Origin of the sequence: Methyloglobulus sp., from assembly GCF_040079455.1 — a bacterium.
Classification (GTDB): Bacteria; Pseudomonadota; Gammaproteobacteria; order Methylococcales; family Methylomonadaceae; genus Methyloglobulus.
The window spans coordinates 1-25,224 of sequence record NZ_JBEBKJ010000002.1 but is presented as its reverse complement, the minus strand read 5'-3'; the positions used below and the strand labels follow the sequence as shown (position 1 = coordinate 25,224).

Below are 25,224 nucleotides of genomic sequence, written 5' to 3'. Positions count from 1 at the left end.
CTTAGCAATTTAAAAGCTAAGCTCGCCAAAGTGGATTTATGGTTTTTTATTGCTGCGTGATTGGGTATAGGGCGTTGTAATTGCCGTAATTACTTGTTGCAGCCCATTTGTCAGTCGTCCCTGGGATAGCCTTAAACCCCCAGTGCCCTAAATAAGCAACCTTGCCGAAAGGATAGGGATAAAGGGGGCTACTGACTGTTCTTTTAGCCATCGCTATGTTTATCACCCCATTGACAACCGTGACCGGATAACTGGAAATATTAACATTGCCTGGGATGGGCGTTTTCACCAACGTAAACACATTGTCGTAAATGCCGTCACGGTTAGCATCCGTTGATGCGGATAAAGTGGCATTGTAATAGGTAGCACCAATCTTCAAACTGGGAATGCGAATAGTTCGGATACCTTTACCCACATGGTTGTTGAACCCTAACGGAGTATTCCAACTCGGCATGTTGCCATAGTAGATTCGGGCTGCTAACACATCAATAGAGCTTAATGCGGTAGTACCTGGATGATCACGGTTGCAATAGTTCATAATTGACATTTGATCATATTTCCCTATTTTTATATTACCGATTGCAGTAGTACCAAATTGACGTGGCAATACTAGAGGGTCTCTTAATTTAGCAAAATTGCAGCTATTAATCCCTGGTATAGCGTCATTTCTGTTTTGTTCGTGGGATATTCCGATAACGTGTCCAAATTCATGGATAACTGAAGCTTTAAAACAAACTTCTGGGGATAAAACTCCTTTTAAAATACAGCCTAGATAAGGTACGCTTAATCCAATATCGAAATCTAAAACTATTCCATTAGGTCGATCCTTTAATTTACTTCCTAACGCTGTAACATATGGCGGAAACAAAGTGATATTCTTAGCTGGAATATATATGCCTCTATTTGAATCAACTAAAACTCTTGCCCCGTTATAACCAGTTGATACACGCGGACACTGTTTTCGTGCGTATTCAACAAATTTAAGTTTTGTCGCTTTCCCCCAAGAATCATTAAGATAAGTAATGGTGTTTTTTCTGCGCTTATCCCAAGAAGAATTAGCAATTATATCTGCATAATTCTCCCAGCATATTGGTATAGTCGTGGTAGGCCAGATTTGAGTGTCCAACATAAACGCCTTCGCTGTTGGGGTTGAACTGATTGCCGGATCAGCGGCTGCGTAAACTACAGTGGTGGCAAGAAAGAAAGAAAGAAAGAAAGAAAGAAAGAAAGAAAGAAAGAAAATTTTCGCTTGAATTTTGGATACATATACCTTACTCCAGATAGTTGATTAAGGGTGCATTTTAATTACCTGCAAAATACGACTCTAGTTTTTACGTTAATTCATTACCTTTGTCAACCGCTGAAAACCTTTTTTCAGAGCATTGTTTAGTTTTTTATATTTGCAACGGACAGCAGGGCTACTCAGCCTGACTGCGACTGGGTTGCAAAACCCCGTGGCGCGGAGGCAGTCCTTGTGCAGATAACTATCTATACCCCGATGCTTGGTACTTTAGCTTTACTTTAAAACGCAACGTTTATCTCTGGCTAAAGTCTATAAAAATCCCAGCAAAAACTGCCAGTCCAAACCAATTGTTGTTTAGAAAAGCTTGAAAACACAGCTTTTTGTCCCTTTGAAAAATCAACCGCTGTTGATATAGCGACAATCCGGCAGCAACTGTTAGGCCTAGATAATAAGGCCAACCTAACTGCTGCATAAGCCCTAGCGTCACCAATAAGCCAATTATAATTAACTGCAAAAATGCCATAATATGACGGTCATAATCACCAAACAGGATGGCGGTGGATTTTATGCCTATCTTTAAATCGTCATCCTTGTCGACCATCGCATACATAGTGTCGTAAACCAGCGCCCATAAAACGACTGCCAAGTACATCACCCAGCCTACAGATGGAATGTTGTTTTGTTGTGCGGCAAAAGCCATGGGTACCGCCCAGCCAAAGGCTATGCCGAGATAAGCCTGGGGCAACTGCGTGTATCGTTTCATAAAAGGATAACTGGCGGCTAAAAACGCTGCGACGAACGACAACAGTATCGTGTAGATATTCAACAGCAGCACTAGACCAAAAGCAGCTAAGCACAGCACTACAAATACTATTAAAGCTTCTTTAGGTGCGACTTTACCCGCCGCGATAGGTCGTAATTTAGTGCGTTCGACATGGGGGTCAAAATCGCGGTCGGCATAATCATTAATGATGCAGCCCGCTGATCGCATCAATACTACACCTAAGCAAAAAACAGTTAATATCAACAGGTCGGGCTTGCCGTCACTTGCCACCCACAATGCCCACAGTGCAGGCCAAAGCAAGATGAGGATGCCTATAGGGCGGTCTAGCCGTGCCAGTAAGCTGTACTGTTTGGCGCGATCAAGTAGCAGTTCTTTGGTCAGTATTGTTGCCATTTATAAATCTGAATTTAGTAGGGATGCTATTATAATCGCTTAGGATTCAAGATTGTTTGATATTAGTTTTTAAATAGGTGAACCGTTATGGCTGTAAAAATTTACCACAACCCACGCTGCACTAAATCTCGGCAAACCTTACAACTGCTAAAAGACCGTGGCATTGAACCGGAAGTGATTGAGTACCTGAAAACACCGCCCAATGCCGATGAGTTGGCTGATATTCTGGATAAACTAGGCATCGAACCACGCGCTTTAATGCGTAAGCAAGAAGCCGAATATAAGGCTAATGGTCTGGACGATAGTACATTGGATAAACTATCGCTAATCAACGGCATAGTCAAGCATCCTATCTTGATCGAACGTCCGATTGTGCTCGCCAATGGCAAGGCAGCGATAGGCCGTCCACCGGAAAACGTACTGGGCATTTTGTAACCTTCAAACCTTATCCCGTTAAACATGGCAAACATCTTAATTCTTTATTACTCACGCGACGGCTCTACCGCCGAGATGGCTAACTTAATTGCTCGTGGCGTTGAATCGGTAAAAGGAGCAGAAGCATTACTTAGGACAGTCCCAGATGTTTCTATCGTCTGCGAAAAAACTGCGAGTACGATACCTACCGAAGGTGCAATTTACGCTACACTCGAAGACTTGAAAACCTGTGATGGCCTGGCACTGGGCAGCCCTACCCGCTTTGGCAATATGGCTTCGCCGTTGAAACACTTTCTCGATAGTACGACTGAACTCTGGTTTTCTGGCGCCCTTTCAGGCAAACCCGCCGGAGTATTTACCTCCACAGGCAGTATGCACGGCGGGCAGGAAACCACATTAATATCCATGATGTTGCCGCTGCTGCATCACGGCATGATGATATTAGGCTTACCTTATTCAGAACATGCCTTGCGTGAAACAACATCTGGAGGCACACCTTACGGCCCTAGCCGCGTAACATCTGAAGACACACCTATAACTGAACATGAAAAAACGCTGTGCATTGCATTAGGTTCACGCTTAGCGAAAACCGCACTGTTGCTAAAACCAAGCGCATGAAAATTGCGCCCCATTTCCTTTATTGGATCGCCGTAGTCGGCTTTTTCGGATTATTCGCTTTACTGATGCTGTGGAATACCGTTCTTACGCCGCCATCTAAGTTTCCTGTTGCATTGATGATTTTAATTACGGTCACGCCCTTGTTATTACCTATGCGAGGTTTCTTGGATAGGCAGCTAAAAAGTTGCGCGTGGTTAGCTTATATCAGCCTGATTTACTTTATACACGGCTGCGTTGAAGCTTACGTTAATGCCAACACAAGACCCTACGCCTTGCTAGAAATCCTACTGAGCCTGATGATTTTTTTTGGCGCATCATTTTATATACGTTTGACGGGAACCCGCACCTGAATGGCAGAACAGCTACCCGTCAAATTTGAATTCAGGGCAAACCAGACATTCGACGACTTCTATCCAGGCTGCAACCAGGAAATTATCGAGCAGTTAAAAAAGACCGCTATAGGAATAGGCGAACAACTTATTTTCCTCTGGGGCGATAAAAGCCATGGGAAAAGCCATTTATTGCAGGCTTGCTGCCATGAAGCATTCAAGCGAGATATTAGCGCCTTCTACCTGGATTTATCGAATTCTGTTTCAATAGAACCCGAACTCTTTGCGGGACTTGAAGATTTTGAACTTGTTTGCTTTGACAACATCGACGCGTTAGCAGGACGTGAAGATTGGGAATTAGCTTTTTTTAATTTTTTTAACCAACATCGTGACCGAAACCACAGGCTGATCCTATCAGCATCCAGTGCACCTAGCACCATTGCCTTTAGCTTACCTGATTTGCAAACCCGTATTAACTGGGGGCTGTCCTTAAAAATCCAGCCTTTAGAGGATGACGACAAAATCGCCGCGCTAACACATAAGGCACAACAAATGGGGTTTGAAATTGCGCCGCAAGTCGCACGATTCTTACTTACCCATTACGACAGGAAGCTATCGTCGTTATGGGTAATGCTGGACAAGCTGGACTGGGCATCGTTGGCTGCTCAACGCAGGCTGACCATCCCCTTCTTGAAGCATGTTTTGGGGGAGCGGAATTGAATAAGGGATTCCTTACTGTTGAATGTATCCTTCTGGTTTGAGTTAGGTTCTTCCATGATTTGACAGGCTATTCCGGTATTGACAATAGAAATTTTACTCGGTTAAAGCCTTGAAAACGCGCAAAAGTCTTGCTTATTTTAAGTTGTTCCAACTAAACAATTTCACCCTTCATTATGCTTAGTACGATGACCCCGCTTCCACCAATTTGCCAAGCTTCCAGGTTTACGCAAGGTGTTGCTTTGACAGTGTATTTCACCCGAACCCCCATGCGCCTGAATATAGTCTTCAACCCAAAACACCGATAAATCGTCAGCCTGCAAAGCAGATGTCACAGCTTCTTCAAACACATCAACGCCATTAACAAGCGGCCCGTGCTGTTTTGCAACCGCTACCTTATTCTGACCCAAAGCCACTAAATTTGCTGCGCTGGGTGTCAATGCTATAAAGCTTTGTTCATTGAAAAACGTGGGTTCGAATAAAACCGGCACACGAATAATTTCATCATCATTTATGCCAGTCTCTCGTTTTAATACATTGATAACACTGGCTATCTTAGAATGAGCGATGCGTTGTGCCGCCTCAATCTTCGCATCATTAGCCACATCCGCCACTGTACGGTCTAATAACTCAACTTGAATGCCGGTCGCCCAAGGTTCTAAGCCAGAAAGAAATTTGGTCGCGCCCAATCCTTTATCAGCCATATTCGTCAACAACCCCCAAGCACCAGCCGGGTCTGCAACCACAACCTTCCAGCCACGGCGACTGTCCGCAGGAACAAAAGCCACAATTTCATCGATATGACCCACTGCAAGCCAAGCGGTGTCGATGACCATTGGCTTTTGCATACCTTGGTCTGAGAGCAATTTGACAAAGGTCTTGTCAGGAAACCGGTCTGTCAACACAAGCTCTCCGCTCCCAGGTATACTGGAATCAATAATCCCTCCTCCAGTTTGCATCCAGGCTTTACCGGCACCAAAAAGCACACGTCCTAACGGATAGTTTTTGTCTCGATAAGAATATGGGGGAATCGTGCCAAAGTTGCCAGTTGAATTTGAGGAATACTCGCCACTATTCGGTGCAAACCCACTGTCATCCGCCCATTGCTCAACAATTCCTACATTTGGGCCTAGCAATTCAACCAAAGGCAACTGTGCAGACCAGCGTTGCGGTTGCGGCGAGCGCAAGGCAATGTGCATTATTTGCACTTTACCGTCGGGCTTGGGCATAGTAGCAAACGCCATCTCATACATATCTTGCACCCAGGGGTCTTCAAAAGTGGACAGATCAAAGATTCGCGCAAGCGGACGTAGTGCTGAACTTGCTGTTACAAAATCATCATAAAAGGCTTTGAATGCACTACCCAAAAGACCCAATTTCTCCGCTGAGGCAACACTGCTCTGGCTAAGTATGCCAGTCCCTGGTTTAGCCGCATCCAGGATAGACAGATAGCCAAACACTGATTTAGCCGATGGCCTAGAAATGATTGGATCTACTGCAGCGTTACCAGCAATACCCGTTAAGGTGGATGGATCATCCTGACCCCAAGGCATACCCGGCAAATATAGCTGCTCCACAGGCATGAGATCTGTTTGCACAATCAGAGGAGCAACATGAAATCGGACATGATCGGCAACCTTCGTCTTGCCATCAGTCACCATCGCAAAGACATCAATATTGCCGTCCCAATGTCGTTTATCCCGTACGACATCTAACGCTTCTAAACGCAAGTTCGAACCAGCTCGTAATTCCCTGGCAGTTAACGGCTGGTTCGCCTGAAACATAACCCATCTGCCATTCTTTTGGATAAATAATCGAGCTTTGTGTGCGCTTTTAGGAGCTATATGTATTGTAGCGGACGCATGATTTGGTGCGCCACGCCAGGGCATCAAGCGCAATTCCGCCAAGTCAGTAAAATCAGCCTCGCCGTTGATAATGGTATCTTTCGAATCATTACAAGCCGTGACACTCAAGTTCCGAATGGCAGTTGCTTCATCGCAACGTTCAGCATCATCGTCGAGGTTCGGCAAGACAATCGCGCCTCGTTTAACAGTCCATGTGTGCTGACCTTTTTTATCACCCCCTGACTCTGAACTTTTATCTATATCGACCAGACCGTCTCGATTAACATCAGCGCGTAAGTCTGCCACGGGTTTTGATGCTTTAACGGAGTGGGCGAAAGCCTGTATTGGCAACAATAGACCAAGCAGGACTAGCCAGCCCAGATTAAATATTGCGAATTTTGATTTATTTACTGAGTTATTGGCTAAAAGTGGGCTTGTTTGGTTGAACAAACCTGACAAATATATTAGCAATCCAAATCCATTCATATTATTCAAGACCTAATATTGGTTGTTAACGATTTTATCAAAAAAACATCTAATTTCGTGCAGTGTGCTTATTTTTATTATCCATAGGCAAAGGTACCAAATTGCAAGTCATGCTCATTTTCAAACAATATAAAATTTTCATACTTGAGCTTTATTGCTATCTGATCTGGAAATCTGTGAAATTAGAAATATACAACCGCAAATCATCATTACAGTTTTTCTTATCATGGCTGACATACCAAATAAATCTATTTACTGTAAAAGTCGTAGTCCGCACTGTACACAACACGTTTCTCAGAACCCAAATGATTAGCATCGCAACCGGATAATGGCGCAACTCCACCCAACGTATTGATACGCTGTATATAAGTGGCCTTTGCCATCAAGCCATCGTTTTTATGCCCTGTCACCTCAAGCAACAACCAGGGGGCAGAAGATTTATCAGTTGCATCGCTTTTCTGGATAACCTTTGCCTTGACACTGCTGCCATCCTTGTATGCCCAGCTTGGGCCTGCACCATGGCTTCCGACCAAGGCTTGATCTTGAATATCATACAACTTGGCATCAGGTGCCTGCCATTTCCATGTATAAACGCCAGCATCAAATCCACACAGGTAAATCTGGTCTCCTTTGGCATGAACTGTCAGGTACATGTTATTCCCCTTCGGCACCCTGATTACTTCCGGTATCGTTACTTCACCTGCCTTAGCAGCACTGAAACAAAGTTGCGATAAAAAAACGATAAAAAAAACAATCCTGTTATACATTTCAACCTACCAAGGCATGGGTTTGCCATCATATTTAATAAAAAAGCCGGATTGCGCCAGGGTAAAACCATTTATCACAGCACACATTCCGCTTACACTGGTTTTGCTGTCGATCAAGGCATTTGCTCCGCCCATATCAGTTTGTACCCAACCTGGATGCATTATAAGTACGCCGATATTTTGGTTTCTTAACCCAATCGACAGACTTTTCATCGCAGCATTTAACGCCGCCTTGCTTGATCTATACAGGATGCTGCCGCCACTATCATTATCGGAAACGCTACCCATTAAGCTGCTGACATTGACAATCAACTTTTTGTCGCCGCGTTTGATTTGCGGTAAAAAGGCTTCCGCCATCTTCATCGGCGCTAAGGCATTGATTAGCAGAGAGTGCTGCCAAGCCTGATAATCCAATTGCCCAAAACCGCTACTCCGATTATCGTCATAAACACCGGCATTATTGATTAATACATCAATGCTGGCATCTGATAATTTTTTAGACAACTTATCGATTTGATCGAGATGAGTTACATCTAACGCTTCTATTTGTATGGAAGCGTAACGTTGACGCAATGCGCTTAGCTCATCAGCCTGCGCTGGATTGCGGCAACAGGCAATCACATTCCAACCAGTATCGGCATATTGTCGGCAAAACTCCAAGCCCAAGCCACGGTTGGCTCCGGTAACTAAAACTGTTGGCATGATAAAACCCCTCTAACTCTTTGAACAAAATAAACACGGACTAGCACTAAGCAACAGATTCTGGCTTTAGCTTGCTATATTACACAACACCCTGCATTCCTGCTTACTAAAAGTGACATCACGTATTCTGAGTATATATTCTTGACCGCATTGGGTTCGTTAGTTTCGGAATTATCTTATAATCACCCAAATTAATCACCTTATCGATACCATTAAAATGACAACAAAAACCTATACCCCGCTGCCCGTTGAGGTACAAGAAGGCGAACGCTATAAATGGTGTACCTGCGGCTATAGCCAGACCATGCCGTTATGCGACCATTCGCACCGAGAAAAATCTACCAAGAAATCGCATAAATTCTTCGCCGAGACCACTGGTACAATTTTTTTATGCGGCTGCTCCGAAACGACGACCCCGCCTTTTTGTGACCAACTCCAATGCAAGAAATAAATTTTAATCGTCATGGCCATTGAAATTGAGCATAAATTTTTGTTAGCTAACGAAGATTGGCGGCAGCATGTCAAAAAATCTGTAAAGTATAAACAAGGTTACTTGAGTTCCCAACCGACATCTTCAATACGGATTCGAATTTCCGATAATCAAGCCTGGCTAAATATCAAAAGTGCAACCATAGGTACAGAAAGGCTTGAGTTCGAGTACGAAATTCCTTTATCCGATGCTGACGAGATAATTAATACACTTTGCAGAAAACCTTTGATAGAAAAAATCCGCCATTTTGTAACTAATGATCGCAATATCTGGGAAATTGACGAATTCCAAGGCGAAAACCAAGGCTTAATTGTCGCAGAAATTGAACTCTCAAAAGTTGGGCAAAATTTCACTAAACCGCATTGGCTGGGCGCGGAAGTTACGCATGATTTGCGTTATTACAACAACAATTTGGCTTTAAATCCCTATATAAACTGGAGCAATAAATAAATATTTCGGCTTAATAGACAAATAATTCATAGCCCTATTGAAAAATATTAATTATTACTCTATAGTGAATGTATGAAAAAAACAACGTTTGTTGCATTATTGCTACTTTCTATCCAATGCTTCGCAGAAGAATTAACTCTATCTGCCCAAGCTATTGAATCCGAGTGGGCATCGATTTATTACAAAACGCCCAAAAACAAGCAGGAAACGGCTTATGACGCGTTGCTTATCAAAGCAGAAAGACTTGCGGATCAATTTCCCAATACGGCTGAACCACTTTTCTGGCAAGCATTGGTAATAGCGACCCATGCGGAACTGCAAGATGGTTTCACCGCGCTTAAAGCTATTCATAAATCACGGGATTTATTGCTTCAGGCTATTAAAATAAATCCACAAACCGTGAACGGTTCGGCTTATGTTACGCTAGGTACACTTTATTATATGGTTCCCAGTTGGCCTATTGCTTTTGGTGATGCCGAAAAAGCAGAAAAAATGTTTCAGGCTGCATTAAAAATAAACCCAAATGGTATTGATGCCAATTATTTTTATGGTGATTTCTTATTAGCCAACAACAAAGCGAAAGAAGCACAAAGCTATTTTGAAAAAGCATTATCAGCGCCTTCGCGGAAAGAGCAATCATTTGCAGACAGCAAACTCAAGGATGAAGTAAAGCTTGCGCTTGCCAACACAAAAAACCGTAAAATCAATGGCGTAAAAAATACGTTCTTATCACTATTCAATTCGGCAAGCTTAAGATAGTTGTTAATTGACGCGTCAGCATTTTTCCTGAACAAGGTAATACACCTTAATTAGCCAGTCTTCTGTTCTATAAGCAGTCAGATTCTGTTAAAATGCACGGCGAAAACGCACCTTTTATTTAAACTATCCTGGTAGAAAATGTATGGCTTTTGTAGTCACCGAAAACTGTATTAAATGTAAATTTACTGATTGTGTCGATGTGTGTCCGGTCGATTGCTTCCATCAAGGCCCAAATTTTTTAGTGATAGATCCCGATGAGTGCATTGATTGCACCTTATGCGAGCCTGAATGCCCAGCGAACGCCATCTTTGCTGAAGATGAAGTTCCTGAAGGACAAGAAAGCTTTGTCGCTTTAAATGCTGAGTTGTCGAAGCTTTGGCCGGTTATTACCGAGGTAACCAAACCTTTAGCAGAAGCTGATGAATGGAATGGTAAAGAAGGAAAATTAGAATTATTAGAAAGATAATTTTCATCATTAGAATAAATTTCAGACATAAAAAAACCGGCGATGCCGGTTTTTTTATGTCTCATTGATTATTTATCAATCCAATAATCAAGATTCAGTAGGTCTGTCAACCAACTCAACATACGCCATCGGTGCATCGTCCCCTGGTCTGAAACCACATTTCATAATGCGGAGGTAGCCTCCTGGACGATTTTTATAACGCGGACCTAACTCATTAAAGAGTTTGGTTACCATGTCACGATCACGCAATCTTGCAAAAGCGAGTCGTCTTTTTGCTACGCTATCGTCTTTTGATAAGGTAATCAAAGGCTCTGCAAAGCCACGCAATTCTTTTGCCTTTGGTAATGTTGTTTTGATTAATTCATGCTTGAACAATGAATTAGCCATGTTACTAAATAGCGCCTTTCTATGGCTGCTATTCATATTAAGTTGTCTACCGCTTTTACGATGTCTCATTACTACAGACCTTATGTTAATGTGTTATTGCGTGCGATTGGTCAGCAAGGCTGTCAGGTGGCCAATTATCCAACCGCATACCCAAGGACAAGCCTTTCAAAGCCAATATGTCTTTTATTTCTGTTAATGACTTTTTGCCAAGATTAGGCGTTTTTAACAATTCGACTTCAGTCCGTTGTATCAAATCACCAATATAAAATATATTTTCGGCTTTTAGGCAATTTGCAGAGCGCACCGTCAACTCAAGATCATCAACCGGACGCAACAAAATCGGATCAATATCATCTTCGGTAACAGTAACATCCTCAATTTTAGGATGAACTACTCGTTCGAAATCAACAAAGACCGATAATTGGTCATGAAGAATTGTCGCCGCCAACTTTATTGTTTGCTCTGGATCAACAGTTCCGTTGGTTTCCAGTTCAATAATCAATTTATCTAAATTGGTTCGTTGCTCAACACGGGTACTCTCAACATGATAGGCTACTTTGACAATAGGCGTATAAGACGCATCTAAATGCAAAGCACCAACAACAGGAACATAGTCTGATTGAGTCTTACGAACACTAAGCGGCTCGTAACCTCTACCACGACGAATCCTAATTTTCATGTTTAAAACACCTGCTTGCGTCAGATTGGCAATGACTAACTCAGGATTAATAATTTCTACGTCGTGCGGCAATGTAATATCAGCAGCGGTGACGCTACCTTCACTATTTTTTGTGAGCGTTAGCTCAACTTCATCCCTAGAGTGAAGTACTACTGCCAATTTTTTTAGGTTCAATAAAATGTCGATAACATCTTCTTGAACACCTTCGATAGTTGTGTACTCATGTTGTACACCTTCAATCTCGACATCAGTAACCGCACACCCTGGAATGGTAGACAGCAACACTCTTCTTAGAGCATTTCCGAGCGAATGTCCAAAACCTCTTTCCAAAGGCTCAATGACTATCCTAGAATGATTAGGTGTTTTACTTACTACCTCAACTAACCGAGGCTTTAACAATCCAGCAAAAGAATTTTGCATGTATCTTCCTCAGAACCGCAATTATTTTGAGTATAATTCTACGACCAACTGTTCGTTGATGTCGCTACCCAGATCAACACGATCCGGTAAAGAATTAAATGATCCCGTCATGGCTTTTGGATTAACTTCAAGCCACGCAGGGAAACCGTATTGTTCAGCCACAACTAGCGCATCAACAATCCGTTGTTGTTTTTTTGCTTTTTCTCTAACTGAAAGAGTATCACCAACAGATAACTGGTAAGATGGTATATTTATTAATGTGCCATTTACTTGCACTGACTTATGGCTAACTAATTGCCTTGCTTCAGCACGAGTGGACGCAAATCCCATACGATAAACAACATTATCTAATCTTGATTCGAGCAAATTTAGCAAATTCTCGCCAGTTGCCCCTTTTTTCATATCAGCCGATTTATAGTAATTTCTGAATTGTTTCTCCAAAATACCATAAATCCTACGCAGACGCTGCTTAGCCCTCAACTGGAGCGCATAATCTGAGCTTCTAGCACGCTTTGTACCGTGTTGACCAGGCCTTTGGTCTAACTTACATTTACCTTCTAAAGACTTACCTCTGCTCTTTAGAAAAAGGTCAGTTCCTTCTCTTCTACTTAATTTACAAGTGGGTCCAAGATATCTTGCCATTTATACAGCTCCTTAATTACACGCGGCGTTTTTTAGGTGGACGGCAACCATTGTGTGGAATGGGTGTCACATCAACAATCGTATTAATTTTAAACCCCAAATTATTTAGGGAACGCACAGCCGACTCACGCCCTGGGCCTGGGCCTTTAATCTGCACATCAAGATTTTTCATACCAAATTCCAAAGCGACAGTGCCCGCTTTCTCTGCTGCTACCTGTGCGGCAAATGGAGTGCTTTTTCTTGAGCCACGAAAGCCTGAGCCCCCTGATGTCGCCCACGACAAAGCATTACCTTTTCTATCGGTAATAGTAATGATGGTATTGTTGAATGAAGCATGGACATGAACGATGCCATCTGCTACTTCTCTTTTAATGCGTTTTCTGGTACGAGCTGGACTTGCCATTAATTTAGACCCTGTTTATTTCTTACTTTTTAATCGGTTTGCGTGGACCTTTACGAGTTCGTGCGTTGGTTTTGGTTCGCTGCCCTCTTAAGGGTAAACCACGACGATGCCTAATACCACGATAACATCCAAGATCCATCAACCTTTTGATATTCATAGATACTTCGCGACGCAAATCGCCCTCAACGGTCATTTTTGACACAACAGTACGAATGGACTCTAACTGATCTTCCGTTAGGTCTTTAATCTTTACAGATGTCAAAATACCGACTTTCTCACAAATATCACTTGCAGTTTGGCGACCAACTCCATAAATAGAAGTTAATGCAATCCAAGCATGTTTATGTTCTGGTATGTTTATCCCGGCAATACGTGCCATCTAGTACTCCCCTGATAGGACTCTAAAGTTAACTCGAAATTTTAGCACTGCTGCAATTTTACAGCAACAACTAATTCTATCCTTGACGTTGTTTATGTCTTCCATCTACACAGATAACCCTGACAACACCGCTTCTTTTTACAACCTTGCAATTTCTACAAATTCTTTTAACTGAGGCTCGTACTTTCATTACCAACTCCTAAAATTCATGTGTTATGGCTTATTTCTTCAAATTAGCTTTTTTCATCAAGCCTTCATATTGTTGAGACATTAAATGCGTTTGCATCTGCGAAATAAAATCCATTACAACTACTACGATAATCAGCAAGGAAGTTCCGCCAAAGTAAAAAGGAACATTCCAGTAAACTATTAAAAACTCAGGCAATAAGCAGACTAAAGTAATATAAAAGGCACCGATTAAAGTCAGGCGAGTCATGACTTTGTCTATGTAAGCACTTGTTTGAATACCTGGCCTTATTCCCGGCAAAAATGCACCGGACTTTTTCAAGTTTTCAGCAGTTTCTTTTGAGTTAAACACCAAAGCGGTATAAAAAAAGCAGAAGAAAATGATAGCCGTTGCATAAAACATAACATAAACAGGCTGACCTGGAGACAACATGGTTGCGACGTCTTGAAGCCAAGTGAAACCTTCAGTATTACCGAACCAGCCAGCAATGGTGGCAGGAAATAAGATGATACTGGAAGCAAAAATAGGGGGAATTACACCAGCCATATTAAGCTTAAGTGGCAAGAAACTGGTCTGCCCAGCATAGACTTTTCTACCTTGCTGGCGTTTCGGATAATTAATGAGAATACGTCTTTGACCTCTCTCAACAAAAACCACGAGCGCAGTAACGAATATTGATAACAAAAACAGTAAGATTATAAACCCACCATTCATCTCACCCGTTCTTGCTAACTCTAAAGTGCCACCAATCGCTTTTGGTAACCCTGAGACGATACCTGCAAAAATTATTAAGGAAATACCATTACCAATACCACGCTCGGTCACTTGCTCACCTAACCACATCAGGAAAACCGTACCTGTCACCAAGGTTATAGTCGTAATAACGATAAAACTTAATCCTGGCGTCAAAACTACCGACAATCCGCCAGCCGTCTGATTTTGTAATGCAAGAGATATACCGATAGCTTGGAAGGTTGCCAATACGACCGTACCGTACCGTGTATATTGAGAAATCTTTTTTCTTCCCGATTCGCCTTCTTTTTTAAGCTGTTCCATGGCTGGAATGACAACTGTCATTAACTGCATGATAATAGAAGCCGAAATATAAGGCATAATGCCGAGTGCAAAGAGGCTTAACCGCATCAATGCACCACCGGAGAACATATTAAACATATCCAGAATGGAGCCGCTTTGCTGCTCAAACATAACCTGGAGAGCTTTTGGATCAATTCCTGGAACGGGAATGTGAGCACCAATTCTATAGACAACAAAGGCACCGAATACAAAAAGCAACCTAGCATTTAACTCAGAAAAACCACCTGGTTTGTAAGCAGGTAAGGCAGATTTTGGCGTACTCACTTAAACCTCGACCTTGCCACCAGCCGCTTCTATTGCAAGCTTCGCACCGCCAGTTACGTTAATGCCTTTGATGGTAACGGCTCTTTTTATTTCGCCAGACAATATAACTTTCGCTTTTTGCGTAAAAGCAGGAACGATATTATTTTTGATCAAAATAGCAAGATCAACTACATCTAAGCTCAGGCCTTCTAACTCACCCAATCTGACTTCAGCAGAATACTTAGCCGTCCTAGAACGAAAACCTATCTTAGGCAGACGACGTTGTAAGGGCATTTGACCACCCTCGAAACCAACTTTATGAAAGCCACCGCTACGGGCTTTTTGGCCTTTATGACCCTTCCCACAAGTCTTACCCATGGTGCAGCCAATGCCTCGACCAACTCTCCTGGACTTTTTTCTGGATCCTTCACTTGCTTGGATAGTATTCAAAAACATTATTTTTCCTCAACTCTTAACATATAGGATACTTTTTTAATCATCCCCCTGTTTTCCGGTGTGTTAAGAACCTCAACTGTCTGGTTGATCTTCCCTAAACCTAAACCTTTTAAACAAGCTCGATGCACGGGCAGCCGTCCGAACTTACTTTTTGTCATCGTAACACTTAACTTACTACTAACCATTGTACTATCCAATAATTTGTTCGACTGTCAAACCGCGCTTGGCAGCTATTTGGTTTGCGTTGTGCATTCCGGTCAAGCCATTGATAGTTGCTCTAACCACGTTGATCGGGTTATTAGTTCCTATGCACTTAGCTAAAACATTATGGACACCAACGACTTCAAATACTGCCCTCATCGCTCCACCGGCAATGATTCCAGTACCTTCTGAAGCAGGCTGCATATAGACCTTAGCTGCGCCAGTCGTGTTCATAATCGCGTACTGTAAAGTATCGCCTTTCAAGGCAACTTTACGCATATTTTTACGGGCTTGTTCGAGTGATTTTTGTATGGCAATAGGCACTTCTCGTGCTTTGCTTACCCCATAACCGACTCGACCTTCACCATCACCGACTACGGTAAGTGCAGCGAAACCGAATACTCGACCACCTTTAACAACCTTAGCAACGCGTCTAACGTTAACTAGCTTTTCTTGCAAACCATCTGTGCTGCCTTGTGCAGGTGCTGTAGCCATTTTATTCTCCTAAAACTTTAATCCGGCTTCTCGAGCAGCATCTGCTAAAGCCTTAACACGACCGTGGTATTTAAAACCAGAGCGGTCGAACGCAACCTCTGTAACACCCGCAGCAATGGCTTTTTGGGCGATAAATTTTCCAACTTCGGCGGCAGCATTGATGTTGCCTGTGTTTTTCAAGCCACTTTTAATTTCAGCTTGATTTGTCGAAGCACTTGCTAAGGTTTTTGTTCCATCCCCGCTTATGACTTGTGCATAAATATGCTGAGGTGTTTTATGAATAGATAAGCGATTGGCATTCAACTGCCTAATCTTACAGCGCAATTTTATTGCACGTTTTAATCGAGACTTTTTCTTATCCATGACTGACCTATTTCTTCTTAGCTTCTTTTTTAACTACATTCTCATCGGCGTACCTGACACCTTTACCCTTATATGGCTCTGGCGGCCTATAAGCTCTTATCTTTGCAGCAACCTGACCAACTTGTTGCTTATCACTGCCCCTAACGATGATTTCTGTTTGGGTAGGCGTTTCAACGGTAATACCGACGGGAACTTCAAATTCAACAGGGTGGGAAAAGCCAAGCGCCAAACTAAGGACATTGCCTTTAGTCTGAGCCCTGTAACCTACACCTACAAGAGTCATTTTCTTTTCGAAACCTTCCGAAACGCCTATCACCATACTATTCACGATAGACCTTGCAGTACCCGCTTGAGCAATAGCACTCTTGTTATCTTTATCCCATTGCATCTGAATAACGTTATCAGCAACAGTCATTCCAACTGCAGGATTAAAATCAAATGACAACTGACCTTTACTGCCTTTAACGGTCATATTATTGCCCGTCAATTTGACATCTACACCTTTTGGGATGGTAACTGGCGCTTTAGCAATTCTTGACATAAAACACCACCATTAACAAACAGTACAAATAATTTCACCGCCATGACCTTTAGCTCTAGCAGCCCTATCTGTCATAACGCCATTGGATGTTGACACAACTGCAATACCTAAGCCACCCAATACTTTAGGTAACTCATCTTTTGATTTATAGATACGCAATCCGGGCCTACTGATTCTTTTAATCGTTTCAATAACAGGAGTACCCTTATGGTACTTCAAGTCAACGGTCATCTCAATGTGACTACCAGATGTTTCCGTACTAAAATCGGCGATATAACCTTCGTCTTTTAATACCTTAGCAATAGACAGCTTCAGTTTTGAGGAAGGTTGTTTTATAAATTTTTTCCCAGCAGATTGACCATTTCTGATCCGTGTCAACATATCTGCCACTGGGTCTGTCATACTCATTGTTTTGTCTCCAAACCGTTACTGCTCATGTTACCAACTGGCCTTAACAACACCAGGCACATCACCACGCATTGTCGCTTCTCTTAATTTGTTTCTGCTAAGACCAAATTTACGATAGTATCCATGAGGACGACCGGTGATTGCACAGCGGTTACGTATTCTGGTAGCGCTCGAATCTCTAGGCAATTTTTGTAACTGCAAATGAGCAACTTCTTTTTGCTCAAATGTCGCATTAGGATCTCTAATGATTTCTCTTATTGCCTTACGTTTAGTATCGTACTTAAGAACTAGCTTTTTACGCTTATCTTCGCGGGCAATCATCGACTTTTTGGCCATATCTAAATCTCAATTCTTAAACGGAAAATTAAAGAGCTTTAACAACGCCAAGCCTTCTTCATTAGTTTGCGCGGTAGTTGTAATCGTAATATCCATCCCACGAATCGCGTCGATCTTGTCATAGTCAATTTCTGGAAATATGATTTGCTCTTTAACACCCATGGAGTAATTGCCATATCCATCAAAACTCTTAGGGCTTAAACCTCTAAAATCACGGATTCTGGGAATTGATATACTGATAAGCCGATCAAGAAACTCATACATCCTTTGACTACGCAAAGTGACTTTGCAGCCTATTGGCATATCATCACGTATCTTAAAGCCGGCTATCGATTTCCTTGCCAAGGTAATCACTGGCTTCTGTCCTGATATTTTTTCCATATCACTGACAGCGGATTGCAATATTTTTTTATCTGCAACAGCCTCCCCAACGCCCATATTAAGGGTTATTTTTGTAATCCGTGGAGCTTGCATCACGGATTTGTAGGAAAACTGCTTTACCAATTCTGGAAGAATGGTTTCTTTGTAAACGGACTCTAGTCTAGCCATGATTTAATATACCTTACACATCAACGGTTTCATTTGTTGACTTAAAATACCGAACTTTCTTGCCATTTTCCAAGAATCTAAAACCTACTCGATCAGCCTTTTTTGTCGTTGGATTGTAAAGACCCACATTAGAAACATTAATTGGCATATCTTTCACGACAATACCACCTGTTACCCCTGTATTAGGATTTGGCTTTTGGTTTTTTTTAGCCTGGTTGAGTCCTTCAACCAAAATTTTATTATCTTTCAAAACCTGAGCAACCCTACCACTTTTGCCTTTATCTTTACCGGTGCGAATGACGACATCGTCACCTTTTTTAATTTTATTCATGTATAAGTCTCCTATAATACTTCGGGAGCCAGGGAGATAATTTTCATAAATCTCTCCCCCCTTAATTCACGTGTTACTGGCCCAAAAATACGAGTTCCTAATGGCTGTAAATTATTGTTTAGGATTACCGCTGCATTACCATCGAAACGGATGACTGAGCCATCCGCCCTGCGGACACCTTTAGCTGTCCTTACGACAAGCGCGTTATAAACCTCACCTTTTTTTACCCGTCCACGTGGAATTGCATCTTTTATACTGACCTTGATGATGTCACCAATACCCGCATAACGCCTGTGCGAACCACCTAACACTTTGATACACATGACTCTTTTTGCGCCGCTATTATCGGCAACATCAAGGTTAGTTTGCATCTGAATCATGATTTTTTCCTAATTAACTTTAATTGATTGCAGCACTTATCGCTTAGCAACTTCCAGAACTTCAACCAGCTTAAAGGTTTTGTTTTTGGACATCGGCCTACAAGACGTAATTGAGACCACGTCGCCTTCCTGACAAACATTCTGTTCGTCATGCGCCATCATCTTGGTTGACCGCTTAATATACTTGCCATAAACCGGATGCTTAACCACACGCTCCACCAACACAGTAACGGTTTTATCCATTTTATTACTAACAACCTTACCGGTTATCGTCCGCAGCTTGACTTCATTTTCAGTCATTTTACGTTCTCGTCATTTCGTTGATGATGGTATGGACACGGGCTATGTCACGCCTTACTTTTTTGACCTGATCTGGCTTAGAAAGCTGGCCTGTGCCTTTTTGCATCTTTAGATTAAATTTTTCCCGCGAAAGATCGATAAGTACAGTACCTAGCTCATCCTTAGTCTTTTTGCGTAATTCTGTTGCTTTCATTACATTATCGTCCGAGCAGTGAATAGAGTTTTCAACGGTAACTTAGCAGCCGCCAGGGTAAATGCTTCCCGCGCCAACTCTTCAGAAACTCCTTGTATCTCATATAACATCGTTCCGGGTCTAATTTGCGCAACCCAGTATTCTACACTACCTTTGCCTTTTCCCATACGAACTTCTAAGGGTTTTTTGGTAATTGGTTTATCTGGGAAGATTCTAATCCAGATTTTCCCACCACGCTTAACATGACGAGTGATTGTTCTACGGGCGGATTCGATTTGCCTAGCAGTCAGTCTGCCACGGCTAATCGCCTTTAATCCGTATTCGCCAAAACTGACAGACGATCCACGTACGGCAGTTCCGTTATTTCTACCTTTGTGTTGTTTACGGAATTTTGTTCTTTTTGGTTGAAGCATTACTCTGTCCCTTTACTTATTTCTTAGAATCAGAATTATTGGCTGTACTATTCGAACCCGTATCAAATACTTCGCCTTTGAATATCCATACTTTTATACCGATGATTCCGTAAGTCGTATTTGCTTCAGCGGTTGCATAATCAATATCAGCCCTTAAGGTATGCAAAGGCACTCGGCCTTCTCTGTACCATTCGCTTCTGGCAATTTCAGCGCCATTTAACCGACCGCCAACATTGATTTTTATGCCTTCAGCTCCGAGGCGCATGGTATTGGTAACGGCACGCTTCATAGCTCTACGATACATAATACGTTTCTCTAGCTGCTGCGCCACGCCTTCTGCCACTAACAGCGCATCAAGCTCTGGTTTTCTAATTTCTTCAACATTGAGCTGCACTGGCACACCTATCATTTTTGATATATGCTGCCGTAATAAATCAATATCTTCGCCTTTTTTGCCAATAACAATGCCAGGTCTAGCCGTATGGATAGTGATGTGTGCATTGTTTGCAGGACGGTTAATCTGAATATGGCTAACCGATGCATGCGCCAGCTTAGCTTTTAGAAATTTCCTGACTGCAAGATCCTGATTTAAAAACAGGGGGTAATCATGGCTATTTGCATACCATCTTGAATTCCAATCCTTGACTATTCCAAGACGAATACCAATTGGATGTACTTTTTGTCCCATTTTCTGCCCCTACTCGTTTTCCGAGACTTTAACTGTTATATGGCAGGTTCTTTTAAGGATATGATTGGCACGTCCCTTAGCTCTTGCCTTAAATCTTTTCGTAGTTGGTGCTTCATCAACAAACACTGTTGAGACTCGCAACTCGTCGATGTCCGCGCTTTCGTTGTGTTCTGCATTTGCTATTGCAGACTCAAGAATCTTTTTAACGATTGCTGCTGCTTTTTTTGAACTGAACTTTAGTGTGTTCAGTGCTTGATCTACAGGCAACCCACGTATCATATCCCCAACCAGACGTGCTTTTTGAGCTGATAAAGGCGCATTACTTAATTTCGCTGAAATTTCCATCACACAACCTATCTTGATTTTTTATCAGCCACATGGCCTTTAAAGGTACGAGTAGGCGCAAATTCACCTAACTTGTGCCCGACCATATTTTCAGATATGAGTACGGGAATATGTAAGCGACCATTGTGGATAGCTATGGTTAGTCCCAGCATATCAGGAATAATCATTGATCTTCTCGACCATGTTTTAATAGGCTTACGACTATTGGCAGTAACCGCATCTTCTACTTTCTTTTGAAGATGATGATCGATGAATGGACCTTTTTTTATTGACCGTGGCACGGTTATACCTCTCTTAGCTTATTTTCTACGTCTGATAATCATGCTATCAGTCCGTTTGTTTTTTCTGGTCTTATAGCCTTTAGTGGGCACACCCCAAGGGGATACTGGATGCCTACCGCCTGATGTCCTGCCTTCACCACCACCATGCGGATGGTCAACAGGATTCATTACAACCCCACGAACAGTCGGCCTAACTCCTCTCCACCGAGTAGCCCCAGCTTTTCCTAAAGAAGTTAAATTATGCTCTGAATTTGAAACTTCACCGATTACCGCACGGCAATCAGCTAAAACTTTCCGCATTTCACCGGAACGCAGCCTTATAGTCGCATGAGCACCATCTCTAGCTACTAGCTGTACCGAGGTACCCGCGCTTCGTGCTAGCTGTGCGCCTTTGCCTGGTTTTAATTCGACGCAATGAACGATGGCACCCATTGGGACATTACGTAAGGGCATACAGTTACCGGGTTTCACAGGAACGGTTTCAGAAGAAATAAGTTCTTGGCCAACTTCAATACCTTTAGGCGCAATAATGTATCGACGCTCACCATCTTTAAATAGAATAAGCGCAATATTGGCCGTTCTATTTGGATCATATTCAAGACGCTCAACTACCGCCGGCACATCCAATTTATTACGTTTAAAGTCGATAATGCGATAGCGCTGCTTATGCCCACCGCCAACATGTCGAGTTGTTATCCGACCTAGGTTATTCCGACCACCACTTTTACTTTTTTTACTCAGTAATGGAGCATAAGGCTTACCTTTATGGAGGCCTTCACTCTTGATCCGCACAACAAAGCGCGAACCAGGTGATGTCGGTTTTGACTTTACAATAGCCATATCTTGTTACCGTTCCCTATTGTCTCTTTAATTAAATAAACTATGGCGTTGCAAAGTTTATGTCATGTCCGGGTTTTAGCTTGACGTAAGCCTTTTTCCAATCAGATCGCTGACCTAATGTCTTCCCGAACCGTTTTTCCTTGCCTTTAACATTCAAAACATGAACTGAATCGACTTCAACACTGAACATTGTTTCAACGGCATTTTTGACTTGTTTTTTAGTTGCCTGTTTTTTTACCTTAAAGACAAACCGATGATCTTTTTCAGCAGCAATAGTGCTTTTCTCTGAGATAATCGGAGCTTCCAGTACATCAGCTAATTGGTAATTCATGCTAAACGCTCCTCTAAACTCTTAATCGCAGCCGATGTTGCAATAATCTTGTCAGCACCAACTAGCAAAACTGGGCTTAAATTTGCCGCTTCAACAACCTCAACATTTGGAATGTTTCTGGATGCCAAGATCAAATTAACTTCAACCTTATCGACGATGATTAACACTCGTCTTGCATCTATGGTTTTAAGCTTTGCGCTAAATTCTTTAGTCTTTGCAGTGGCAGGTACGATAGTGTCACTGACAACCAATCTATTTTGTCTTAGCAATTCAGATAAAATCGAGCGGATACCGACGCGGAACATTTTCTTATTCAGCTTTTGGTCGTAATTTCTTGGCCTGGCAGCAAAGGTAATACCACCAGTCCGCCATAAAGGGCTTCGGGTTGTACCAGCACGCGCACGACCCGTACCTTTTTGCTTCCACGGCTTTGAACCACCGCCGCTGACATCAGAGCGTGTCTTCTGCGCTTTTGTACCAGCGCGTGCACCAGCCAAGTACCTTGTTACCAATTGATGGATTAACGTTTCGTTATATGTTTGCCCAAAAACAGACTCAAGCACATCGACGTTATTGGAATTATTTCCACTTAAAGCTGGTATTTGCAAACCCATAACCTAACCTTTATTTTTCATTTTCATTGCGGGTGTAACAATTACATCACCGCCTTTAGCGCCAGGCACTGCACCTTTAACTAGAATTAAATTTCTTTCAGTATCAACTGAGTGTATGGTCAGATTTTGGATAGTCCTTTTTACCGCACCAAGGTGACCAGCCATCTTTTTTCCTTTAAATACCCGCCCAGGCGTTTGGTTCATACCAATGGAACCCAATACCCTGTGCGAGAGCGAGTTACCATGAGTTGCATCCTGCATGTGAAAATGATGGCGTTTTATGCCACCAGCAAAGCCTTTACCAATCGTTCTTCCTTGCACATCTACAACCTGACCGGCTGAGAATATACTCACGGGCAATTGAGTCCCTACGACAAAATCCTTGCCTTCATCCTCTGATAGCCTGAACTCCCAAAGACCTCTTCCGGCCGTCATATTAGCTGAGGCATAGTGACCCGCCATCGCCTTATTAACATGGGATGACTTTTTATCACCTACTGCGACCTGAATCGAACGATACCCATCAACTTCAACACTTTTGATCTGGGCGATTCTATTGGAGTCTACCTGTAACACAGTAACGGGTACAGAAGCTCCATCTTCAGTAAATACCCTGGTCATACCACATTTTCGACCTACAAGACCTATTGACATCTGCCAATTCCTCAATTCTTAACTTAACTTTATCTGAACATCAACGCCAGCGGCGAGATCCAATTTCATCAAGGCATCGACTGTTTTCTCAGTCGGCTCAACAATATCCAGCAATCTTTTATATGTTCTTAATTCATATTGATCTCTCGCATCTTTATTGACATGCGGGGAAATCAAAATCGTATAACGCTCTTTCTTAGTAGGCAAGGGAATAGGGCCTTTAACTTGAGCACCTGTCCGCCTTGCTGTTTCTACTATCTCACCAGCCGATTGGTCGATCAATTTATGGTCAAACGATTTCAACCGGATTCTGATAGTTTGGTTTGTCATTTTTCTTACTCGATGATAGATGCAACAACACCGGCACCAACGGTACGACCACCTTCACGAATAGCAAAGCGTAAGCCGTCTTCCATAGCAATCGGCGATATTAATTTCACTTTAACTGAAATATTATCACCAGGCATTACCATTTCAACGCCTTCAGGCAAAGCAACAGCACCAGTGACATCGGTAGTTCTAAAATAGAACTGTGGACGATAGCCATCAAAAAACGGCGTATGACGACCACCCTCATCTTTTGATAATATGTAAATTTCAGCATTAAAATGAGCATGTGGTTTTATGGTGCCTTTGTGCGCCAATACTTGTCCACGCTCAACGTCATCACGTTTCGTGCCTCTCAACAACAAACCAACGTTATCGCCCGCTTGACCTTGATCCAGCAGTTTACGGAACATTTCTACACCAGTACAGGTGGTTACAACTGTAGGTCTGATTCCAACAATTTCAACTTCTTGACCAACTTTGACAATACCGCGTTCGATACGACCTGTCACTACAGTACCACGACCTGAAATTGAGAATACATCTTCAATCGGCATTAAGAACGCACCATCTATTGCTCTTTCTGGCAATGGAATGTAGCTATCCAACGCCTCTACCAACCTAATAACAGAAGGTACGCCAATATCACTTTCATCACCTTGCAATGCAAGCAACGCTGAACCTCTGATGATAGGAGTATCGTCGCCTGGAAATTCGTACATATCCAGCAATTCTCTAAGTTCCATTTCCACCAATTCGATTAACTCTTCATCGTCAACCATATCAGCTTTATTCAGGAAAACGACTACGTAAGGAACGCCAACCTGTCTTGACAACAGTATGTGTTCTCTAGTTTGCGGCATTGGACCGTCAGCAGCAGAACAGACCAGAATCGCGCCATCCATCTGCGCTGCTCCTGTAATCATGTTTTTAACGTAGTCAGCGTGACCTGGGCAGTCTACGTGAGCATAATGACGGTTTGTAGATTCATACTCGACATGAGAAGTGGCAATAGTAATACCACGCGCTCGCTCTTCTGGCGCATTGTCAATTTGATCGAACGCTTTAACCGCACCACCGTGCAACTTAGCCATTACCGTTGTTAAAGCAGCCGTTAATGTTGTTTTACCGTGATCGACGTGACCAATTGTGCCAACATTGACGTGGGGCTTACTACGTGAAAATTTTTCTTTAGCCATGACTCAATACCTTTCTGTTACATTCAAATTATGATGATTTTTTAATAATTGCTTCTGCAAT

General features: G+C 42.5%; 42 protein-coding genes. 8 read left to right on the top strand and 34 right to left on the bottom strand.

The features are described 5' to 3' along the window. Window positions 1-46 precede the first annotated feature (46 nt). Both ABL924_RS00840 and ubiA read right to left on the bottom strand, forming a co-directional pair. Window positions 47-1,126 (bottom strand): hypothetical protein, encoded by a 1,080-nt coding sequence (locus ABL924_RS00840; protein WP_349025171.1) that lies wholly within the window; start codon window positions 1,124-1,126, stop codon window positions 47-49. A gap of 409 nt (window positions 1,127-1,535) precedes the next feature. Beyond that, complete coding sequence (ubiA, locus tag ABL924_RS00835) at window positions 1,536-2,420, bottom strand: 4-hydroxybenzoate octaprenyltransferase (RefSeq protein ID WP_349025170.1); 885 nt, start codon at window positions 2,418-2,420, stop codon at window positions 1,536-1,538. 87 nt (window positions 2,421-2,507) lie between these two features. Between ubiA and arsC the strand changes: the two genes are divergently transcribed. From arsC to hda, 4 genes are read left to right on the top strand one after another with little or no spacing between them, the layout of a single operon-like run. Further along, a complete protein-coding gene (gene arsC, locus ABL924_RS00830) occupies window positions 2,508-2,855 on the top strand; it encodes an arsenate reductase (glutaredoxin) (RefSeq protein WP_349025169.1) in 348 nt (115 codons plus the stop codon). A 24-nt stretch (window positions 2,856-2,879) separates the two neighbouring features. After that, window positions 2,880-3,473 (top strand): NAD(P)H:quinone oxidoreductase, encoded by a 594-nt coding sequence (gene wrbA / locus ABL924_RS00825; RefSeq protein WP_349025168.1) that lies wholly within the window; start codon window positions 2,880-2,882, stop codon window positions 3,471-3,473. Continuing rightward, on the top strand, window positions 3,470-3,823 hold the full coding sequence (locus ABL924_RS00820; protein ID WP_349025167.1) for a DUF2069 domain-containing protein: 354 nt from the start codon (window positions 3,470-3,472) through the stop codon (window positions 3,821-3,823). Before wrbA ends, ABL924_RS00820 begins: the two co-directional genes overlap by 4 nt. Continuing rightward, the gene (gene hda / locus ABL924_RS00815; protein ID WP_349025166.1) at window positions 3,824-4,522 is read left to right on the top strand and encodes a DnaA regulatory inactivator Hda; all 699 of its coding nucleotides are present in this window, start codon (window positions 3,824-3,826) and stop codon (window positions 4,520-4,522) included. 161 nt (window positions 4,523-4,683) lie between these two features. Here hda and ABL924_RS00810 read toward each other — a convergent pair whose 3' ends face one another. From ABL924_RS00810 to ABL924_RS00800, 3 genes are all read right to left on the bottom strand, one after another. Next, window positions 4,684-6,849, bottom strand: coding sequence for a protein-arginine deiminase family protein (locus tag ABL924_RS00810; RefSeq protein WP_349025165.1), 2,166 nt, complete (start codon window positions 6,847-6,849; stop codon window positions 4,684-4,686). A 248-nt stretch (window positions 6,850-7,097) separates the two neighbouring features. Next, entirely contained in the window at window positions 7,098-7,616 is a 519-nt protein-coding gene (locus ABL924_RS00805) for a DUF3455 domain-containing protein (protein WP_349025164.1), read from the bottom strand. 6 nt (window positions 7,617-7,622) lie between these two features. Further along, window positions 7,623-8,318 (bottom strand): SDR family oxidoreductase, encoded by a 696-nt coding sequence (locus ABL924_RS00800; protein ID WP_349025163.1) that lies wholly within the window; start codon window positions 8,316-8,318, stop codon window positions 7,623-7,625. A 217-nt stretch (window positions 8,319-8,535) separates the two neighbouring features. Here ABL924_RS00800 and ABL924_RS00795 point away from each other — a divergent pair, with 217 nt between their 5' ends. The 4 genes from ABL924_RS00795 to fdxA all read left to right on the top strand — a co-directional run bounded on the left by ABL924_RS00795 (window position 8,536) and on the right by fdxA (window position 10,483). Further along, on the top strand, window positions 8,536-8,769 hold the full coding sequence (locus ABL924_RS00795; protein ID WP_349025162.1) for a CDGSH iron-sulfur domain-containing protein: 234 nt from the start codon (window positions 8,536-8,538) through the stop codon (window positions 8,767-8,769). A 12-nt stretch (window positions 8,770-8,781) separates the two neighbouring features. Then, the gene (locus ABL924_RS00790) at window positions 8,782-9,258 is read left to right on the top strand and encodes a CYTH domain-containing protein (RefSeq protein ID WP_349025161.1); all 477 of its coding nucleotides are present in this window, start codon (window positions 8,782-8,784) and stop codon (window positions 9,256-9,258) included. A 72-nt stretch (window positions 9,259-9,330) separates the two neighbouring features. Next, on the top strand, window positions 9,331-10,017 hold the full coding sequence (locus tag ABL924_RS00785; protein ID WP_349025160.1) for a tetratricopeptide repeat protein: 687 nt from the start codon (window positions 9,331-9,333) through the stop codon (window positions 10,015-10,017). A gap of 142 nt (window positions 10,018-10,159) precedes the next feature. Continuing rightward, complete coding sequence (gene fdxA, locus ABL924_RS00780; RefSeq protein WP_349025159.1) at window positions 10,160-10,483, top strand: ferredoxin FdxA; 324 nt, start codon at window positions 10,160-10,162, stop codon at window positions 10,481-10,483. Window positions 10,484-10,570: 87 nt separating this feature from the next. On the opposite strand, the gene rplQ is transcribed toward fdxA, so the two are convergent. The 29 genes from rplQ to tuf form a co-directional block, all read right to left on the bottom strand. Further along, a complete protein-coding gene (gene rplQ, locus ABL924_RS00775; RefSeq protein ID WP_349025158.1) occupies window positions 10,571-10,939 on the bottom strand; it encodes a 50S ribosomal protein L17 in 369 nt (122 codons plus the stop codon). Window positions 10,940-10,955: 16 nt separating this feature from the next. After that, the gene (gene rpoA / locus ABL924_RS00770) at window positions 10,956-11,969 is read right to left on the bottom strand and encodes a DNA-directed RNA polymerase subunit alpha (protein ID WP_349025157.1); all 1,014 of its coding nucleotides are present in this window, start codon (window positions 11,967-11,969) and stop codon (window positions 10,956-10,958) included. Window positions 11,970-11,990: 21 nt separating this feature from the next. Continuing rightward, window positions 11,991-12,611 carry a 30S ribosomal protein S4 gene (gene rpsD, locus ABL924_RS00765; protein ID WP_349025156.1) on the bottom strand — a complete coding sequence of 207 codons (621 nt, stop codon included), beginning with the start codon at window positions 12,609-12,611 and terminating at the stop codon, window positions 11,991-11,993. Window positions 12,612-12,627: 16 nt separating this feature from the next. After that, a complete protein-coding gene (rpsK, locus tag ABL924_RS00760; RefSeq protein WP_349025155.1) occupies window positions 12,628-13,014 on the bottom strand; it encodes a 30S ribosomal protein S11 in 387 nt (128 codons plus the stop codon). Between the two features lie 22 nt (window positions 13,015-13,036). After that, window positions 13,037-13,393 carry a 30S ribosomal protein S13 gene (rpsM, locus tag ABL924_RS00755; protein ID WP_349025154.1) on the bottom strand — a complete coding sequence of 119 codons (357 nt, stop codon included), beginning with the start codon at window positions 13,391-13,393 and terminating at the stop codon, window positions 13,037-13,039. 76 nt (window positions 13,394-13,469) lie between these two features. Then, window positions 13,470-13,583 (bottom strand): 50S ribosomal protein L36, encoded by a 114-nt coding sequence (gene rpmJ / locus ABL924_RS00750; RefSeq protein ID WP_349025153.1) that lies wholly within the window; start codon window positions 13,581-13,583, stop codon window positions 13,470-13,472. A 30-nt stretch (window positions 13,584-13,613) separates the two neighbouring features. Next, window positions 13,614-14,939 carry a preprotein translocase subunit SecY gene (gene secY, locus ABL924_RS00745; RefSeq protein ID WP_349025152.1) on the bottom strand — a complete coding sequence of 442 codons (1,326 nt, stop codon included), beginning with the start codon at window positions 14,937-14,939 and terminating at the stop codon, window positions 13,614-13,616. Then, complete coding sequence (gene rplO / locus ABL924_RS00740; RefSeq protein ID WP_349025151.1) at window positions 14,940-15,374, bottom strand: 50S ribosomal protein L15; 435 nt, start codon at window positions 15,372-15,374, stop codon at window positions 14,940-14,942. After that, entirely contained in the window at window positions 15,374-15,559 is a 186-nt protein-coding gene (rpmD, locus tag ABL924_RS00735; protein WP_349025150.1) for a 50S ribosomal protein L30, read from the bottom strand. Before rpmD ends, rplO begins: the two co-directional genes overlap by 1 nt. 4 nt (window positions 15,560-15,563) lie before the next feature. Beyond that, window positions 15,564-16,070 carry a 30S ribosomal protein S5 gene (rpsE, locus tag ABL924_RS00730; RefSeq protein WP_349025149.1) on the bottom strand — a complete coding sequence of 169 codons (507 nt, stop codon included), beginning with the start codon at window positions 16,068-16,070 and terminating at the stop codon, window positions 15,564-15,566. A gap of 9 nt (window positions 16,071-16,079) precedes the next feature. Beyond that, window positions 16,080-16,433: a 50S ribosomal protein L18 gene (gene rplR / locus ABL924_RS00725; protein ID WP_349025148.1), complete on the bottom strand. Its 354-nt coding sequence runs from the start codon at window positions 16,431-16,433 to the stop codon at window positions 16,080-16,082. A gap of 7 nt (window positions 16,434-16,440) precedes the next feature. Continuing rightward, window positions 16,441-16,974 carry a 50S ribosomal protein L6 gene (gene rplF / locus ABL924_RS00720; protein WP_349025147.1) on the bottom strand — a complete coding sequence of 178 codons (534 nt, stop codon included), beginning with the start codon at window positions 16,972-16,974 and terminating at the stop codon, window positions 16,441-16,443. 12 nt (window positions 16,975-16,986) lie between these two features. Next, entirely contained in the window at window positions 16,987-17,382 is a 396-nt protein-coding gene (gene rpsH, locus ABL924_RS00715) for a 30S ribosomal protein S8 (RefSeq protein ID WP_349025146.1), read from the bottom strand. A 30-nt stretch (window positions 17,383-17,412) separates the two neighbouring features. Continuing rightward, the gene (gene rpsN / locus ABL924_RS00710; RefSeq protein ID WP_349025145.1) at window positions 17,413-17,718 is read right to left on the bottom strand and encodes a 30S ribosomal protein S14; all 306 of its coding nucleotides are present in this window, start codon (window positions 17,716-17,718) and stop codon (window positions 17,413-17,415) included. A 9-nt stretch (window positions 17,719-17,727) separates the two neighbouring features. Further along, window positions 17,728-18,267, bottom strand: coding sequence for a 50S ribosomal protein L5 (gene rplE / locus ABL924_RS00705; RefSeq protein WP_349025144.1), 540 nt, complete (start codon window positions 18,265-18,267; stop codon window positions 17,728-17,730). 13 nt (window positions 18,268-18,280) lie between these two features. Further along, entirely contained in the window at window positions 18,281-18,598 is a 318-nt protein-coding gene (rplX, locus tag ABL924_RS00700; RefSeq protein WP_349025143.1) for a 50S ribosomal protein L24, read from the bottom strand. Window positions 18,599-18,609: 11 nt separating this feature from the next. After that, window positions 18,610-18,978 (bottom strand): 50S ribosomal protein L14, encoded by a 369-nt coding sequence (rplN, locus tag ABL924_RS00695; protein WP_349025142.1) that lies wholly within the window; start codon window positions 18,976-18,978, stop codon window positions 18,610-18,612. Window positions 18,979-19,014: 36 nt separating this feature from the next. Continuing rightward, entirely contained in the window at window positions 19,015-19,278 is a 264-nt protein-coding gene (gene rpsQ, locus ABL924_RS00690; RefSeq protein ID WP_349025141.1) for a 30S ribosomal protein S17, read from the bottom strand. A gap of 1 nt (window position 19,279) precedes the next feature. Next, on the bottom strand, window positions 19,280-19,471 hold the full coding sequence (gene rpmC, locus ABL924_RS00685) for a 50S ribosomal protein L29 (protein WP_349025140.1): 192 nt from the start codon (window positions 19,469-19,471) through the stop codon (window positions 19,280-19,282). Beyond that, entirely contained in the window at window positions 19,471-19,884 is a 414-nt protein-coding gene (gene rplP / locus ABL924_RS00680; RefSeq protein WP_349025139.1) for a 50S ribosomal protein L16, read from the bottom strand. Before rplP ends, rpmC begins: the two co-directional genes overlap by 1 nt. A 16-nt stretch (window positions 19,885-19,900) precedes the next feature. Then, the gene (gene rpsC / locus ABL924_RS00675) at window positions 19,901-20,572 is read right to left on the bottom strand and encodes a 30S ribosomal protein S3 (RefSeq protein WP_349025138.1); all 672 of its coding nucleotides are present in this window, start codon (window positions 20,570-20,572) and stop codon (window positions 19,901-19,903) included. Window positions 20,573-20,581: 9 nt separating this feature from the next. Further along, window positions 20,582-20,917: a 50S ribosomal protein L22 gene (rplV, locus tag ABL924_RS00670; RefSeq protein ID WP_349025137.1), complete on the bottom strand. Its 336-nt coding sequence runs from the start codon at window positions 20,915-20,917 to the stop codon at window positions 20,582-20,584. A gap of 8 nt (window positions 20,918-20,925) precedes the next feature. Beyond that, on the bottom strand, window positions 20,926-21,198 hold the full coding sequence (gene rpsS, locus ABL924_RS00665) for a 30S ribosomal protein S19 (RefSeq protein WP_349025136.1): 273 nt from the start codon (window positions 21,196-21,198) through the stop codon (window positions 20,926-20,928). Window positions 21,199-21,216: 18 nt separating this feature from the next. Further along, window positions 21,217-22,038, bottom strand: coding sequence for a 50S ribosomal protein L2 (gene rplB / locus ABL924_RS00660; RefSeq protein WP_349025135.1), 822 nt, complete (start codon window positions 22,036-22,038; stop codon window positions 21,217-21,219). Between the two features lie 40 nt (window positions 22,039-22,078). Further along, window positions 22,079-22,369 carry a 50S ribosomal protein L23 gene (gene rplW, locus ABL924_RS00655; protein ID WP_349025134.1) on the bottom strand — a complete coding sequence of 97 codons (291 nt, stop codon included), beginning with the start codon at window positions 22,367-22,369 and terminating at the stop codon, window positions 22,079-22,081. Further along, window positions 22,366-22,983 (bottom strand): 50S ribosomal protein L4, encoded by a 618-nt coding sequence (rplD, locus tag ABL924_RS00650; RefSeq protein WP_349025133.1) that lies wholly within the window; start codon window positions 22,981-22,983, stop codon window positions 22,366-22,368. Before rplD ends, rplW begins: the two co-directional genes overlap by 4 nt. 3 nt (window positions 22,984-22,986) lie before the next feature. Then, window positions 22,987-23,637 carry a 50S ribosomal protein L3 gene (rplC, locus tag ABL924_RS00645; protein WP_349025132.1) on the bottom strand — a complete coding sequence of 217 codons (651 nt, stop codon included), beginning with the start codon at window positions 23,635-23,637 and terminating at the stop codon, window positions 22,987-22,989. Between the two features lie 18 nt (window positions 23,638-23,655). Beyond that, a complete protein-coding gene (gene rpsJ / locus ABL924_RS00640) occupies window positions 23,656-23,967 on the bottom strand; it encodes a 30S ribosomal protein S10 (protein WP_349025131.1) in 312 nt (103 codons plus the stop codon). 5 nt (window positions 23,968-23,972) lie between these two features. Then, a complete protein-coding gene (tuf, locus tag ABL924_RS00635; protein WP_349025130.1) occupies window positions 23,973-25,163 on the bottom strand; it encodes an elongation factor Tu in 1,191 nt (396 codons plus the stop codon). Window positions 25,164-25,224 lie beyond the last annotated feature (61 nt).

Excerpts from the sequence above, each read along its gene's own strand:
- ubiA (WP_349025170.1), bottom strand. The coding sequence starts at position 2,420 with ATGGCAACAATACTGACCAAAGAACTGCTACTTGATCGCGCCAAACAG.
- arsC (WP_349025169.1), top strand. The coding sequence starts at position 2,508 with ATGGCTGTAAAAATTTACCACAACCCACGCTGCACTAAATCTCGGCAA.
- wrbA (WP_349025168.1), top strand. The coding sequence starts at position 2,880 with ATGGCAAACATCTTAATTCTTTATTACTCACGCGACGGCTCTACCGCC.
- ABL924_RS00820 (WP_349025167.1), top strand. The coding sequence starts at position 3,470 with ATGAAAATTGCGCCCCATTTCCTTTATTGGATCGCCGTAGTCGGCTTT.
- hda (WP_349025166.1), top strand. The coding sequence starts at position 3,824 with ATGGCAGAACAGCTACCCGTCAAATTTGAATTCAGGGCAAACCAGACA.
- ABL924_RS00810 (WP_349025165.1), bottom strand. The coding sequence starts at position 6,849 with ATGAATGGATTTGGATTGCTAATATATTTGTCAGGTTTGTTCAACCAA.
- ABL924_RS00805 (WP_349025164.1), bottom strand. The coding sequence starts at position 7,616 with ATGTATAACAGGATTGTTTTTTTTATCGTTTTTTTATCGCAACTTTGT.
- ABL924_RS00800 (WP_349025163.1), bottom strand. The coding sequence starts at position 8,318 with ATGCCAACAGTTTTAGTTACCGGAGCCAACCGTGGCTTGGGCTTGGAG.
- ABL924_RS00795 (WP_349025162.1), top strand. The coding sequence starts at position 8,536 with ATGACAACAAAAACCTATACCCCGCTGCCCGTTGAGGTACAAGAAGGC.
- ABL924_RS00790 (WP_349025161.1), top strand. The coding sequence starts at position 8,782 with ATGGCCATTGAAATTGAGCATAAATTTTTGTTAGCTAACGAAGATTGG.
- ABL924_RS00785 (WP_349025160.1), top strand. The coding sequence starts at position 9,331 with ATGAAAAAAACAACGTTTGTTGCATTATTGCTACTTTCTATCCAATGC.
- fdxA (WP_349025159.1), top strand. The coding sequence starts at position 10,160 with ATGGCTTTTGTAGTCACCGAAAACTGTATTAAATGTAAATTTACTGAT.
- rplQ (WP_349025158.1), bottom strand. The coding sequence starts at position 10,939 with ATGAGACATCGTAAAAGCGGTAGACAACTTAATATGAATAGCAGCCAT.
- rpoA (WP_349025157.1), bottom strand. The coding sequence starts at position 11,969 with ATGCAAAATTCTTTTGCTGGATTGTTAAAGCCTCGGTTAGTTGAGGTA.
- rpsD (WP_349025156.1), bottom strand. The coding sequence starts at position 12,611 with ATGGCAAGATATCTTGGACCCACTTGTAAATTAAGTAGAAGAGAAGGA.
- rpsK (WP_349025155.1), bottom strand. The coding sequence starts at position 13,014 with ATGGCAAGTCCAGCTCGTACCAGAAAACGCATTAAAAGAGAAGTAGCA.
- rpsM (WP_349025154.1), bottom strand. The coding sequence starts at position 13,393 with ATGGCACGTATTGCCGGGATAAACATACCAGAACATAAACATGCTTGG.
- rpmJ (WP_349025153.1), bottom strand. The coding sequence starts at position 13,583 with ATGAAAGTACGAGCCTCAGTTAAAAGAATTTGTAGAAATTGCAAGGTT.
- rplO (WP_349025151.1), bottom strand. The coding sequence starts at position 15,374 with ATGTTTTTGAATACTATCCAAGCAAGTGAAGGATCCAGAAAAAAGTCC.
- rpmD (WP_349025150.1), bottom strand. The coding sequence starts at position 15,559 with ATGGTTAGTAGTAAGTTAAGTGTTACGATGACAAAAAGTAAGTTCGGA.
- rpsE (WP_349025149.1), bottom strand. The coding sequence starts at position 16,070 with ATGGCTACAGCACCTGCACAAGGCAGCACAGATGGTTTGCAAGAAAAG.
- rplR (WP_349025148.1), bottom strand. The coding sequence starts at position 16,433 with ATGGATAAGAAAAAGTCTCGATTAAAACGTGCAATAAAATTGCGCTGT.
- rplF (WP_349025147.1), bottom strand. The coding sequence starts at position 16,974 with ATGTCAAGAATTGCTAAAGCGCCAGTTACCATCCCAAAAGGTGTAGAT.
- rpsH (WP_349025146.1), bottom strand. The coding sequence starts at position 17,382 with ATGAGTATGACAGACCCAGTGGCAGATATGTTGACACGGATCAGAAAT.
- rpsN (WP_349025145.1), bottom strand. The coding sequence starts at position 17,718 with ATGGCCAAAAAGTCGATGATTGCCCGCGAAGATAAGCGTAAAAAGCTA.
- rplE (WP_349025144.1), bottom strand. The coding sequence starts at position 18,267 with ATGGCTAGACTAGAGTCCGTTTACAAAGAAACCATTCTTCCAGAATTG.
- rplX (WP_349025143.1), bottom strand. The coding sequence starts at position 18,598 with ATGAATAAAATTAAAAAAGGTGACGATGTCGTCATTCGCACCGGTAAA.
- rplN (WP_349025142.1), bottom strand. The coding sequence starts at position 18,978 with ATGATTCAGATGCAAACTAACCTTGATGTTGCCGATAATAGCGGCGCA.
- rpsQ (WP_349025141.1), bottom strand. The coding sequence starts at position 19,278 with ATGACTGAAAATGAAGTCAAGCTGCGGACGATAACCGGTAAGGTTGTT.
- rpmC (WP_349025140.1), bottom strand. The coding sequence starts at position 19,471 with ATGAAAGCAACAGAATTACGCAAAAAGACTAAGGATGAGCTAGGTACT.
- rplP (WP_349025139.1), bottom strand. The coding sequence starts at position 19,884 with ATGCTTCAACCAAAAAGAACAAAATTCCGTAAACAACACAAAGGTAGA.
- rpsC (WP_349025138.1), bottom strand. The coding sequence starts at position 20,572 with ATGGGACAAAAAGTACATCCAATTGGTATTCGTCTTGGAATAGTCAAG.
- rplV (WP_349025137.1), bottom strand. The coding sequence starts at position 20,917 with ATGGAAATTTCAGCGAAATTAAGTAATGCGCCTTTATCAGCTCAAAAA.
- rplB (WP_349025135.1), bottom strand. The coding sequence starts at position 22,038 with ATGGCTATTGTAAAGTCAAAACCGACATCACCTGGTTCGCGCTTTGTT.
- rplW (WP_349025134.1), bottom strand. The coding sequence starts at position 22,369 with ATGAATTACCAATTAGCTGATGTACTGGAAGCTCCGATTATCTCAGAG.
- rplD (WP_349025133.1), bottom strand. The coding sequence starts at position 22,983 with ATGGGTTTGCAAATACCAGCTTTAAGTGGAAATAATTCCAATAACGTC.
- rplC (WP_349025132.1), bottom strand. The coding sequence starts at position 23,637 with ATGTCAATAGGTCTTGTAGGTCGAAAATGTGGTATGACCAGGGTATTT.
- rpsJ (WP_349025131.1), bottom strand. The coding sequence starts at position 23,967 with ATGACAAACCAAACTATCAGAATCCGGTTGAAATCGTTTGACCATAAA.
- tuf (WP_349025130.1), bottom strand. The coding sequence starts at position 25,163 with ATGGCTAAAGAAAAATTTTCACGTAGTAAGCCCCACGTCAATGTTGGC.